The sequence below is a fragment of the Methylobacterium oryzae genome, assembly GCF_021398735.1.
Classification (GTDB): Bacteria; Pseudomonadota; Alphaproteobacteria; order Rhizobiales; family Beijerinckiaceae; genus Methylobacterium.
Genome location: NZ_CP090349.1, coordinates 4,532,809 through 4,544,168 on the forward strand (window position 1 = coordinate 4,532,809; position 11,360 = coordinate 4,544,168).

12 protein-coding genes are annotated in these 11,360 nt (G+C 70.8%); 10 read left to right on the top strand and 2 right to left on the bottom strand.

What is annotated here, in order from left to right:
- The 10 genes from LXM90_RS21695 to LXM90_RS21740 all read left to right on the top strand — a co-directional run bounded on the left by LXM90_RS21695 (nucleotide 1) and on the right by LXM90_RS21740 (nucleotide 10,060).
- Nucleotides 1-1,221, top strand: coding sequence for an ABC transporter substrate-binding protein (locus LXM90_RS21695; protein WP_020091699.1), 1,221 nt, complete (start codon nucleotides 1-3; stop codon nucleotides 1,219-1,221).
- A gap of 56 nt (nucleotides 1,222-1,277) precedes the next feature.
- Nucleotides 1,278-2,165: a branched-chain amino acid ABC transporter permease gene (locus LXM90_RS21700; RefSeq protein ID WP_020091698.1), complete on the top strand. Its 888-nt coding sequence runs from the start codon at nucleotides 1,278-1,280 to the stop codon at nucleotides 2,163-2,165.
- A gap of 11 nt (nucleotides 2,166-2,176) precedes the next feature.
- Nucleotides 2,177-4,018 (top strand): ABC transporter permease subunit, encoded by a 1,842-nt coding sequence (locus tag LXM90_RS21705; RefSeq protein ID WP_020091697.1) that lies wholly within the window; start codon nucleotides 2,177-2,179, stop codon nucleotides 4,016-4,018.
- Nucleotides 4,005-4,709 carry an ABC transporter ATP-binding protein gene (locus LXM90_RS21710; RefSeq protein WP_020091696.1) on the top strand — a complete coding sequence of 235 codons (705 nt, stop codon included), beginning with the start codon at nucleotides 4,005-4,007 and terminating at the stop codon, nucleotides 4,707-4,709. The genes LXM90_RS21705 and LXM90_RS21710 overlap by 14 nt, the downstream gene beginning before the upstream one ends.
- Nucleotide 4,710: 1 nt before the next feature.
- On the top strand, nucleotides 4,711-5,517 hold the full coding sequence (gene fabG / locus LXM90_RS21715) for a 3-oxoacyl-ACP reductase FabG (RefSeq protein ID WP_020091695.1): 807 nt from the start codon (nucleotides 4,711-4,713) through the stop codon (nucleotides 5,515-5,517).
- Nucleotides 5,518-5,557: 40 nt separating this feature from the next.
- Nucleotides 5,558-6,367 carry a shikimate dehydrogenase family protein gene (locus tag LXM90_RS21720; RefSeq protein WP_026604716.1) on the top strand — a complete coding sequence of 270 codons (810 nt, stop codon included), beginning with the start codon at nucleotides 5,558-5,560 and terminating at the stop codon, nucleotides 6,365-6,367.
- Between the two features lie 33 nt (nucleotides 6,368-6,400).
- Complete coding sequence (locus LXM90_RS21725; protein WP_020091693.1) at nucleotides 6,401-8,023, top strand: GMC family oxidoreductase; 1,623 nt, start codon at nucleotides 6,401-6,403, stop codon at nucleotides 8,021-8,023.
- Between the two features lie 142 nt (nucleotides 8,024-8,165).
- Nucleotides 8,166-8,450, top strand: coding sequence for a muconolactone Delta-isomerase (catC, locus tag LXM90_RS21730; protein WP_020091692.1), 285 nt, complete (start codon nucleotides 8,166-8,168; stop codon nucleotides 8,448-8,450).
- Nucleotides 8,451-8,463: 13 nt separating this feature from the next.
- Nucleotides 8,464-8,760 carry a YciI family protein gene (locus LXM90_RS21735; RefSeq protein ID WP_020091691.1) on the top strand — a complete coding sequence of 99 codons (297 nt, stop codon included), beginning with the start codon at nucleotides 8,464-8,466 and terminating at the stop codon, nucleotides 8,758-8,760.
- Between the two features lie 82 nt (nucleotides 8,761-8,842).
- Nucleotides 8,843-10,060: an ABC transporter substrate-binding protein gene (locus tag LXM90_RS21740; RefSeq protein ID WP_042675772.1), complete on the top strand. Its 1,218-nt coding sequence runs from the start codon at nucleotides 8,843-8,845 to the stop codon at nucleotides 10,058-10,060.
- Between the two features lie 83 nt (nucleotides 10,061-10,143).
- Here LXM90_RS21740 and LXM90_RS21745 read toward each other — a convergent pair whose 3' ends face one another.
- Nucleotides 10,144-10,872, bottom strand: a complete 729-nt coding sequence (locus LXM90_RS21745; protein ID WP_020091689.1) for a winged helix-turn-helix domain-containing protein — start codon at nucleotides 10,870-10,872, stop codon at nucleotides 10,144-10,146.
- A gap of 144 nt (nucleotides 10,873-11,016) precedes the next feature.
- Nucleotides 11,017-11,307: a hypothetical protein gene (locus LXM90_RS21750; protein WP_020091688.1), complete on the bottom strand. Its 291-nt coding sequence runs from the start codon at nucleotides 11,305-11,307 to the stop codon at nucleotides 11,017-11,019.
- Nucleotides 11,308-11,360 lie beyond the last annotated feature (53 nt).

Sequence of the window (11,360 nt, forward strand, 5' to 3'; positions counted from 1 at the left end):
ATGAGAGTTCTGGCGCGTGCACTCGCCGCCGCCCTCGTGCTGGGCGCCGCGGCCCAGGCGGCGGGACCGACGACGGCCCGAGCCGCCGACGTGAAATTCGGCGCGCTCTTCCCGTTCAGCGGGCAGCTCGCCCTGCTCGGCGAGGAGAGCGCCCGGGGCGTCGAGATCGCCGTCGACGAGATCAACGCCGCCGGCGGCGTCCAGGGGCAGAAGGTGGTGCTCGCCCGCGGCGACGCCGTCGACAACAACCAGGCGATCGGCGAGGCACGCCGCCTCATCTCCCTGGAGAAGGTGGCGGCGATCTTCGGCTCCTACTCGTCCGCCCGCTCCATCGCCGCGAGCCAGGTGGCCGAGCTGTCCGGCATCCCGTATTTCGAGCTCGGCGCGGTGGCCGAGGAGGTCACCGGGCGCGGGCTGCAATATCTCTACCGCACCAACCCGACGGCCGAGGACATGGCCAAGCTGGCGGTGGAGATGATCGTCAACAAGGTCGCCGCCGGGCTCGGCAAGAAGCCCGAGGACCTGAAGGTCGGCATCATCTACGAGGATTCGAGCTACGGCACGTCGGTGGCGGGCTTCCAGAAGAAGTTCGCCGCCCAGGCCAAGCTCAACGTCGTGACCGCGCAGGGCTACCCCGCCTCGACGGTCGACATGTCCTCCCTCGTCCTCGACCTGAAGGGGCGCGGCATCGACGTCCTGCTCCAGACGTCCTACCAAAACGATTCCGTGCTGTTCCTGCAGCAGGCCAACGAGGCGGGCTTCAAGCCGGGCGCCATCATCGGCGGCGGCGGCGGCTACTCGATGCAGCCCACCGCCGACGCGGTCGGCCACAAGGTCATGGAGGGCGTGCTCGACACGGATTTCACACAGTACCTCGTCAACACGAAGTACACGCCCGGTATCGAGAACTTCGTCGCGGCCTATCAGAAGAAGTACGGGAGCGCCCCGCGCTCCGGGCACTCCCTGAACAACTACGTCGGCGCCAAGCTCATCCTCGAGGCCATCGGCAAGGCGAAGGGCTTCGAGCCCGACACCATCGTCAAGGCCGTCCAGGCCATCGACGTGAAGGACGGCGTCACCGCGGTCGGCTACGGGTTCAAGTTCGGCAAGAACAACCAGAATGAGCGCGCCGCGATGATGGGCATGCAGTGGCAGGGCGGCAAGCTCGTCACGGTCTATCCCGACAGCGCCGCCGTCGCGCCCATGGAGATGCGTAAGTAACCGCAGGTCTCCGAAGGTAACAGCGCCGCCGTCACGCAGGTCCACGGAGATCGGGGATGGACGTCTTCCTCCAAGTGCTCGCCAACGGGGTGATGCTCGGCGGCCTGTTCGCGATCGTCAGCGTCGGGCTGACCCTGATCTTCGGCATCGTGAAGGTCGTGAACTTCGCCCACGGCGAGTTCCTGATGGTCGGGATGTACCTGACCTATCTCGCGGTGACCGGGCTCGGGCTGCACCCCTTCGCGGCGGTGATCCTCGTCGTGCCGGTCCTGTTCCTGCTGGGCGCCCTCACCCAGCGGTTCCTGATCCAGCCCCTGCTCGCCGCTGGCGACCATCACATCCAGATCTTCGCCACGGTGGGCCTGTCGACGGTGCTGATCAACCTCGCCCTCCTCGTCTTCGGGGCCGACATCGCCAACACGCCGCCGTCGGGCCTGCGCCAGCCGCTGGAGATCGGCCCGGTCCGGGTGCTGCTCGGGCAGGTGGTGATCCTCGGATCCGCGATCGTGCTGGTGGCGGGGCTCCAGATGTTCCTGGCGCGCACCCGCACGGGCCGGGCGATCCGCGCGGTCGCCCAGAACCGCGCGGCGGCCGAGCTGATGGGCATCGACGTCGACCGGATCTACGCCCTGACCTTCGGCATCGGCGCGGCCTGCGTCGGGGTGGCGGCGGTGCTGATCGCGCCGCTCTACCCGACCTCGCCCAACAGCGGCACCTACTTCGTGCTGATCGCCTTCGTGGTCGTCGTGCTCGGCGGCCTCGGCTCCATCCGCGGCGCCTTCGTCGGAGCGATCCTGATCGGCCTGATCGACAGCGTCACGGGCTTCTACGTCGGCGCCGACATGCGCGAGGTCGCGGTCTTCGGCGTGTTCCTGGCGATCCTGATCCTGAAGCCCTCGGGCCTCTTCGGGCGGCAGCTGCGGCTGTCCCACGTCTCGCCGTGAGGGAGCCCGCGATGACCGATATCCCGCTCGCCGCAGCACCGTCCGCGGCCCCGACAGCCGCACCGTCCGCCGCACAGTCCGCCGCATCGTCCGCCTTCCCGCGCCGGGGCGCGGCAGCGCTGGCGCTCGTCCTCGCGGCCCTGGTGGCGGTGCCGGTCGCGGTCGGCAACCCGTTCATCTACCACGTCTTCATCACGATCTGCGTCTTCGCCGCGCTCTCGACCGCCTGGAACATCGTCGGCGGCTACGCCGGCCAGCTCTCCCTCGGCCACGGCATCTTCTACGGTCTCGGCGCCTATTGCGGGATGCTGCTCGTCGGCGCCGGGATCAGCCCGTGGATCGGCATGGTGGCCGGCGCCGCCCTCGCCGTGCTGGTGGCGCTGGCGATCAGCTACCCGTGCTTCCGGCTGCACGGGCCGTTCTTCTCGCTGGCGACCATCGCCTTCCTCGAAGTCTTCCGCGTCCTGGCGCTGCATTTCCGGGACCTGACCGGCGGCGCTACCGGTCTGATGATCCCGCTGAAGTTCGGCTGGACGTGGATGGTGTTCCGGGATCGCTGGCCGCCGCTGGCCATCGCCTTCGGGCTCCTCCTGCTGACCCTGGCGGTCGCGTGGTGGATGCGCAGCCACCGGATCGGCTTCTATCTCGTCGCCACCCGCGAGCGGGAATCGGCCGCGCGCGCCGCGGGCGTGCGCACGGTGCGGGTGCGGCTCGTCGCCGTGGCGGTGTCGGGGGGGCTCACCGCGATGGTCGGTACCTTCCACGCCATGTACCTGACCTTCATCGAGCCGGCGGCGATGTTCTCGCTGACCCTGTCGATCCAGATCGCGATGTTCGCGCTGATCGGCGGACTCGGCACGGTGTTCGGGCCGCTCCTCGGCGCGCTGCTCCTCGTGCCGATCACCGAGCTGGCCCGCGGCTGGCTCGGCGCCAAGGCCCTGGGGCTCCACGGCCTCGTCTACGGCCTCGTTCTGGTGCTCGTCGTCCTGTTCCTGCCCAACGGGCTGATGGGCCTCGTGTCCCGCTTCGCGCGGGCCCGCGCTGGCGGCCGCGGCGCGCAGGCGGCGTCGGTTCCGGCCGTTCCGCGGGCCCCGGAGCGGCCGCCGGTCGGCGCGGACCTGATCCGGGTCGAGGGCCTGCAGAAGCGCTTCGGCGGCCTGCACGTCACCAACGATGTCGGCTTCACGCTCCGGGAGGGCGAGATCCTCGGCCTGATCGGCCCCAACGGGGCGGGCAAGACCACCGTCTTCAACATGATCTCGGGCTTCCTCAAGCCCGATGCCGGCACGGTGAGCGTCCGCGCGCCGGACGGGACGTGGCACCGGCCGGGCCGGCCGTCGGATTTCGCGACGCTCGGCGTCGGCCGCACCTTCCAGATCGTGCAGCCCTTCGCGGCCATGACGGTCGAGGAGAACATCATGGTCGGCGCGTTCCACCGCCACGGCGACGTCCGCGAGGCCCGGGCGGTCGCGCGCGAGACCGCCGAGCGGATGGGGCTCGCGCCCTGGCTCGGGAGCGAGGCGCGCGGCCTCACCATCGGGGGCCTCAAGCGGCTCGAGGTCGCCCGCGTGATGGCGATGCGCCCGCGCGTGCTGCTGCTCGACGAGGTCATGGCCGGCATCAACCAGACCGACGTGCGCCGCGCCATCGACCTGATGCTGTCGATCCGCGACACCGGCGTCAGCATCATCGCGATCGAGCACGTCATGCAGGCGGTGATGGCGCTCTCCGACCGGGTGATCGTCCTGAGTTCCGGGCAGATCATCGCCCAGGGCAGCCCGCAGGATGTGGTGCGCGACGCAGCCGTGATCGAGGCGTATCTCGGCAAGGAGTTCGCCCATGCTCACGCTTGAGCGCGTGGATGCCGGTTACGGCGCGACCAGCATCCTGCACGCCGTCTCGCTCGAGGTGCGCGCCGGCGAGGTGGTGACGATCGTCGGCGCGAACGGGGCCGGCAAGACGACGACGCTGCGGACCATCGCGGGCCTGGTGAAGCCCACCCGCGGCCGGATCCTGTTCGAGGACGAGGACGTCACCCGGCTCTCGGGCCACGAGATGGTGGCGCGCGGCGTCACCCTGATCCCGGAGGGGCGCCAGCTCTTCCCCGAGATGACGGTGCGGGAGAACCTGCTGATGGGCGCCTACCGCCGCGCGGCGCGCGAGCGCCAGTCGGAGACGCTCGCGGACGTGCTCGACCTGTTCCCGCGGGTGCGCGAGCGCCTCGACCAGAATGCCGGCTCCCTCTCGGGCGGCGAGCAGCAGATGGTGGCCATCGCCCGCGGGATGATGGCCCGTCCCAAGCTCCTGATGTTCGACGAGCCCTCGCTGGGCCTCGCCCCGATCGTGGTGGCGCAGGTCTTCGCGGTGGTGGACCGGATCGTGAAGACCGGCGCCACCGTCCTGATCGTCGAGCAGAACGTGTTCCACACGCTGCAGGTGGCCGACCGGGGCTACGTTCTGGAGAACGGCGAGATCGTCCTCGCCGACGCGTCCGCGGCCCTGCTCGACAACGACCACGTCCGACGCGCCTATCTGGGGATCTGAGATGACCGAGCGGCAGACGAACCCCGAGGCGATCGTCCGGCGCGCGAGCCACGCCGGACGGCGCGTCCTCGTCACGGGGGCCGGCCGCGGGATCGGCCGGGCGATCGCGGAGGGGTTCGGCGCGCGGGGCGCCCTGGTGGGCGTGGCCGACGTGAACCCGGACGACGTCGCGGCGACCGTCGCGGCGATCGAGGGCGGAGACGGTCGCGCCCTGCCGCTGCGCCTCGACGTCGCCGACTACGCGGCCGTCGAGGCGGCCCTGTCGGAGGCCGCCGCCGCGATGGGCGGCGCGTTCGACACGGTGGTCAACAACGCCGGCATCTCGCCCAAGCACGACGGGGCGGCCCACCGGGTCTGGGAGATGGACCCGGCGGAGTGGAGCCGCGTCGTCGCGGTCAACCTGACGGGGGCGTTCAACACCGTCCGCGCGCTGGCGCCCGCGATGTGCCCGGCCGGGCGCGGCTGGATCGTCAACATGTCGTCGGTGGCGGCCAAGACCCACTCCCCGATCGTCGCCTGCCACTACGCGGCCTCGAAGGCCGGCCTGATCGGGCTCACCAAGCACCTCGCGGCCGAGCTCGGCCCGTTCGGCATCCGCGTCAACGCGATCGCGCCGGGGCGGATCGAGACCCCGATGGTCCGGGCGGTGGGCCGCGCCGTCAACGACGAGCAGGTGCGCCTGACCCCGATGGGCCGGCTCGGCGCCCCCGAGGAAGTCGCGGATCTCGCCCTCTACCTGACCTCCGCCGAGGCCAGCTTCGTCACCGGCCAGACCGTCGACGTCGCCGGCGGCCTCTACATGACGTGAGCCGGGACCGGTCGGACAGGCGATGGACGGGAGGACGGCCATGAGCAGCGCGGTCACCGCGGCCGGGATCACCGGGCGGACCCGGGTCTACGGGATCCTGGCGGACCCGATCTACCACGTGAAGGCGCCCGAGGTGATGGGGGCGCTCTTCGCCCGCCACGGCGTGGACGGCGTCCTCGTCCCGCTGCACGTGACGGCGGACGGCCTCGCCGCCGTGATGGACGGGCTGCGGCACCTGCGCAATTTCGGCGGCTTCATCGCCACGGTCCCGCACAAGACCGCGATGACCGGCCTGTGCGACGCCCTCACCCGGGAGGCCGAGCAGATCGGGGCGGTCAACTGCGTCCGGCGGGAGGCGGACGGGCGCATGGTCGGCACGATGCTCGACGGGATCGGCTTCGTCGAGGCGCTGCGCGCCTCGGGCCTGGAGCCGCGCGGCCGGAGCGCGGCGCTGGCGGGGGCCGGCGGCGCGGCGAGCGCCATCGCCTTCGCGCTCGCCGAGGCCGGTGTCGCCCGCCTGACGATCCTGAACCGCACCGCCGACCGCGCCCAAGCGCTGGCGGAGCGCCTGCGCGCCGCCTATCCCGGGCTGGCGGTCGCGGCCGAAGGCGTCCAGGCGGAGCACGATCTCCTCGTCAACGGCACGTCGCTCGGGATGCGCCCGCAGGACGCCGCCCCCTTCGACCTGGGCGCCCTCCACGCCGGCCAGTTCGTCGCCGAGGCGATCATGGATCCGGAGATTACGCCGCTGCTCGCCGCCGCGCTGAGGGCGGGCTGCCGCGTCCAGAAGGGCCTGCCGATGCTGGAGTGTCAGATCGCCCTGATGGCCCGCCACATGGGCGCCCTCTGAGGCGGGAACCGGGGACTGAGCTTGGGGCGCACCGTGGGACCGACCGACATCGACGCCGTCGCGGCCGGCGCGTTCGACTACGTGATCGTGGGCGGCGGCACCGCGGGCTGCGTCCTGGCCAACCGCCTGACCGAGTCCGGGACGCACCGGGTCCTGCTCCTCGAGGCGGGGGGACGGGCGCGCAGCCCCTGGGTCGCGATCCCGGCGGGCTTCAGCCGCCTGCTCCAGCACCCATCCTACAACTGGCGGTTCCGGACCGAGCCCGAGGCGGCGACCGGCGGCCGGGTGATCGCGGTCCCGCGGGGCAAGGGCCTCGGCGGGTCGACGCTGATCAACGGCATGATCTACGTGCGCGGACAGCCGCAGGATTACGATGCCTGGGCGCAGGCCGGGTGCCGCGGCTGGGGATTCTCGGACGTGCTCCCCTATTTCCGCAGGCTCGAGGATTACGAGGGCGGCCGCGAACCGTTGCGCGCCCGCGGCGGTCCGCTGCCGCTGACGGAAGTGGCCGAACGTCCTGCGATCGCGGAGGCCTTCATCGCCGCCGCGCAGGCGGCAGGCTACCCGCGCAATCCCGACTACAACGCGGAGAGCCAGGACGGCTTCGGCTACTACCAAGTGAACCAGCGGCGCGGCCGGCGGGTCAGCGCCGCCGATGCCTATCTGCGGCCGGCCCTGGCCCGCCCGAACCTCGCCGTCGTGACCGACGCGCACGTCCTGCGGCTGACCTTCGACGCGGGTCGGGCGAGCGGCGTCGCCGCTCTGGTCGGCGGCCGCGAGCGGCTCTTCCGCTTCCGCGGGGAAGTGATCCTCGCCGCGGGTGCGGCCCAGACCCCGCAGATCCTGGAACTGTCCGGCCTCGGCGATCCGGCGATCCTCGGAGGGCTCGGCGTCGCCGTGCGGCGCGCCCTCCCCGGCGTCGGCGCCAACTACATGGACCATTACTGCACGCGCATGAACTGGCGCGTGCGCCTGCCGGTGACGCTGAACGAGCAGACCCGCGGCCTGCGCCTCGGCCTCGCGGCGGCGCGCTACCTCGCGACGCGGCAGGGCATCCTGGCGCTGGGGACCGGTCTCGCCCACGGCTTCGTGCGCACCCGGCCGGGGCTCGACGGGCCCGACGTGCAGTACTTCTTCATGCACGCGAGCTACGCCAACGCCGCCGAGCGCAAGCTCGACCGCCTGCCCGGCATGACGATCGGCGTCACGCAGTTGCGACCGGAATCGCGCGGGACGATCCACGCCGCGTCGCCCGACCCGCTCGCGCCGCCCGCCATCCGCCCGAACTTCCTCGCCACCGCGGAGGATCGCCGGGCGATGGTCGAGGGCATGAAGATCGCCCGCGCCATCGTCGCGCAGGCGCCGATGGAGCGCTTCCGCGGGGCCGAGCTCAACCCCGGTCCGGACTGCCGGACCGACGCGGACTGGCTCGATTTCGCGCGCCGCGACGGCCAGACGATCTACCACATCTGCGGCACGTGCCGCATGGGCGACGATCCGGATTCGGTGACGGATCCCAGCCTGCGCGTGCGCGGCGTGGCCGGCCTTCGGGTGGCCGACGCCTCGATCATGCCGCGCATCGTCTCCGGCAACACGCAGGCCGCGGTGTTCATGATCGCCGAGAAGGCCGCCGACCTGATCCTTGCCGATGCCTGATCCGGTCTGGCCATCGGGCGCCGCGGCGCGTACGGCAGCCCCGCGCCGGTCTCGGCCGCGTCTCGGCGTCGTCCGGCGCTTCGCGACGCAGCAGACCGCAGGTCAAACGCCCCGGCACGACCGGCGGCAGAGGTTCGACGTCATGCTCTACATGGTCCACATGCAGGTCAACATTCCGGCGTCCCTCCCGAAGGAGGAGGCGGCTCGCCTGAAGGCCGAGGAGAAGGCCTACGCCCAGAAGCTCCAGCAAGATGGCCGATGGCGGCATCTCTGGCGCATCGCCGGGCAGTACGCCAATTACAGTGTCTTCGACGTGGCGGGAAACGATGAACTTCACGAAGTCCTGAGTTCGCTGCCGCTCTACCCGTATATGGCGATCAGCGTGACGCCGCTGGCGCAGCATCCCTCCGCGATCGCGGCCAACTGACCGGACCACCGCCATGCCTTACATGATCGAGACCTTCGACAAGGCCGGGAGCCTGGACGTCCGCAGGGCGAACCGCGCGGAGCATCTCGTCTACCTCGACCGGATCAAGGACCGGCTCCTGGCCTGCGGCGCGAAGCTGAACGACGACGGGAGCGACGCCGGCGGCGGCCTCTACGTCGTCGACGTCGAGACCCGCGCGGAGGCCGAGGCGCTCATCCACGCGGACCCGTTCTACAAGGTCGGGCTCTTCGAGCGCGTCGAGATCCGGCGCTGGCGCAAGGCCTACCTGGACGGCCGCAGCTATCTCTGAGACCGAGGGAACGCGGTTTCGAAGGACAGGCGGCCTTCCGGTACGGGGCAGCCGCTGAAGAACAAGAGATTGGGAGGAAACAATGATCCGTCGTCCTTGGGTGGCGGCCGCCGCGTTCGGCGCCGCTGCCCTCACCGCCCTGCCCGCCTCCGCGCAGTACGCGGATGGCGGCATCAAGATCGGCATCCTGACCGACATGTCCGGCGGATACTCGGATCTGGCCGGCCGCGGCTCGGTGACGGCCGCGCAGCTCGCGGTCGAGGATTTCGGACGTCCGATCAACGGTCGGAAGGTCGAGCTCGTCTTCGCCGATCACCAGAACAAGGCGGACATCGCCTCGTCGATCGCGCGCCGGTGGTTCGATACCGAGGGCGTCGACGCCATCTTCGACACCAATTCCTCGGTCGCCGGGCTGGCGGTGCGCGAGGTCGCGCGCAGCAAGGGCAAGATCGACATCAACTCCGGCGCCGGCTCCATGGCACTGACCAACGCCGCGTGCTCGCCGACCGGCGCCCACTGGTCGTGGGATACCCACTCGCTCGCGGCCGGCACCGCCGCGGCGCTGGCGGACGATCCGAAGAACACGTGGTTCTTCATCACGGCCGACTACACCTTCGGGCACGATCTGGAGGCGCAGGTCACCCGGGTCGTGAAGGCCAAGGGCGGCACGGTGCTCGGGTCGGTCAAGCACCCGTTCCCCAATCCGGATTTCTCATCCTACCTGCTGCAGGCACAAGCGTCGGGCGCGAAGATCATCGGCATGGCCAACGCCGGTGCCGACACGATCAACACCATCAAGCAGGCAAGCGAGTTCGGCATCCTGCAGGGTGGCCAGAGGCTGGGCGGGCTCAACATCTTCCTGACCGACATCTACTCCGTCGGATTGCCGGCGGCGCAGGGCATGATCCTGACGACGGGCTTCTACTGGGACATGGACGACCAGACGCGCGCCTTCGCGCGGCGCTTCGGCGAGCGGATGGGCGGCCGGATGCCGACCATGGTCCAGGCCGGCGACTACTCGGCGGTTCTCCACTTCCTGAAGGCGGCCGAAGCCGCCGGCACGGATGACGGCCTGAAGGTGATGGCCAAGATGCGCGAGCTGCCGATCCAGGACTTCTTCGCCCGCAACGCCACGCTGCGCCCGGACGGCCGCATGGTCCACGACATGTACCTCGCCCAGGTGAAGTCCCCGGCGGAATCGACGGGGCCCTGGGACTTCTACAAGATCCTGAAGACGATCCCGGGCGACCAGGCGTTCCAGCCGCTCTCCGAGAGCACGTGCAAGCTGGTGAAGGGCTGACGCGCGCCTTCGCGGCTCGTCGCTCACAGGGGGGCGCGGGCCGTGCACCCCTGTCTCCACCGGGGTCGCCGCTCGCGACGGCCCTAGTGGGACGTGCTCTCGACCGCGGCGGCGAAGACGTAGCCGACCCCGCGCTCGGTCACGATGAGCTTCGGGTCGCTGGGCCTGCGCTCGATCTTCCGGCGCAGCCGCAGGATCTGCACGTCGATGCAGCGATCGAAGACGTCGTCGTGGACGCGGGTGACCTGGAGCAGGTACTCGCGCGTGAGCGGACGCTGAGGTGCGTCGAGGAACGCCGCCAGGAGCGCGTAGTCGCGCTTGCCCAGGACGACCTCTTTTCCGTCGGGATTGATCAGACGCCGGCGTCGGCGGTTCAGGACCCAGCCGTCGAAGCGCCGGCACGGCGCCTCCGCCGGACGGGACGAGGCCTGCGCCGCGACGCGGCGGAGGACGACGCGCACGCGCGCCAGGAATTCGCGCAGGCCGTAGGGTTTGACGATGTAGTCGTCGGCGCCGAGTTCGAGGCCGAGCACGCGGTCGAACTCCTCGCAGCGATGGGCCGTCGTCAGGATGACGGGAACATCGCTCACCGCGCGCAGGTCCCGCAGCAGGTCGAGGCCGTTCTCCGCGCCCGGGCGAAGATTGAGCACCACGAGGTTGAACTGCGACGGATCCGCGAGCTCTCCGCGCGCCTCGGCCCGCGTCGACGCCGGGACGACGTCGACCCCGTGCCCGTCGAGGTATCCGGAGACGACACGCTGAACCTCCGCGTCATCGTCGACGAGCAGAATGCGCAGGCCGTGATGATGCATAAGCGATGCTCCTCCGGAGTCCCGACTGGCGCGATCATCGGAGCAGCGGTCCGAAGGTGTCCGGCCGTCCCGGGGCGGCCGGATGCGCGTCGTCATCCCGTCGCCTGCCGATCGGCTTGGCCGCTGCTCCCACGGCGTGACGGTTCATCGGCAGGCCCGCTCGTAGCGGCCCCACACCGGGCTGAAGAACAGGCGACAGTCGCCGAAAAAGCCGCCCGCGGCGTATCCGCCCGCCGGGCTCCACCAGCCATGGCCGCCGAAGCGGTGATGGAAGCCGTGATGGAAGCCCCCGTGGTGGAAGCCGTGATGGAAGCCGCCATGGTGCCCGAAGCTTCCTTGCCCGAAGCCGCGCGCTTCGGCTCGTCCGGGCACGGTCGCCAGGGCGGCGAGGGCGAGACAGGACAGGATCGCGGTCTTCGTCGAGGTGATCGTCATGAGATGTCTCCCGTTGCGATACGGGGACGATGCACCGGAGAGCCCGGGGTGGA

Coding starts and splice junctions, on each gene's coding strand:
- LXM90_RS21695 (WP_020091699.1), top strand. CDS start 1: ATGAGAGTTCTGGCGCGTGCACTCGCCGCCGCCCTCGTGCTGGGCGCC.
- LXM90_RS21700 (WP_020091698.1), top strand. CDS start 1,278: ATGGACGTCTTCCTCCAAGTGCTCGCCAACGGGGTGATGCTCGGCGGC.
- LXM90_RS21705 (WP_020091697.1), top strand. CDS start 2,177: ATGACCGATATCCCGCTCGCCGCAGCACCGTCCGCGGCCCCGACAGCC.
- LXM90_RS21710 (WP_020091696.1), top strand. CDS start 4,005: ATGCTCACGCTTGAGCGCGTGGATGCCGGTTACGGCGCGACCAGCATC.
- fabG (WP_020091695.1), top strand. CDS start 4,711: ATGACCGAGCGGCAGACGAACCCCGAGGCGATCGTCCGGCGCGCGAGC.
- LXM90_RS21720 (WP_026604716.1), top strand. CDS start 5,558: ATGAGCAGCGCGGTCACCGCGGCCGGGATCACCGGGCGGACCCGGGTC.
- catC (WP_020091692.1), top strand. CDS start 8,166: ATGCTCTACATGGTCCACATGCAGGTCAACATTCCGGCGTCCCTCCCG.
- LXM90_RS21735 (WP_020091691.1), top strand. CDS start 8,464: ATGCCTTACATGATCGAGACCTTCGACAAGGCCGGGAGCCTGGACGTC.
- LXM90_RS21740 (WP_042675772.1), top strand. CDS start 8,843: ATGATCCGTCGTCCTTGGGTGGCGGCCGCCGCGTTCGGCGCCGCTGCC.
- LXM90_RS21745 (WP_020091689.1), bottom strand. CDS start 10,872: ATGCATCATCACGGCCTGCGCATTCTGCTCGTCGACGATGACGCGGAG.
- LXM90_RS21750 (WP_020091688.1), bottom strand. CDS start 11,307: ATGACGATCACCTCGACGAAGACCGCGATCCTGTCCTGTCTCGCCCTC.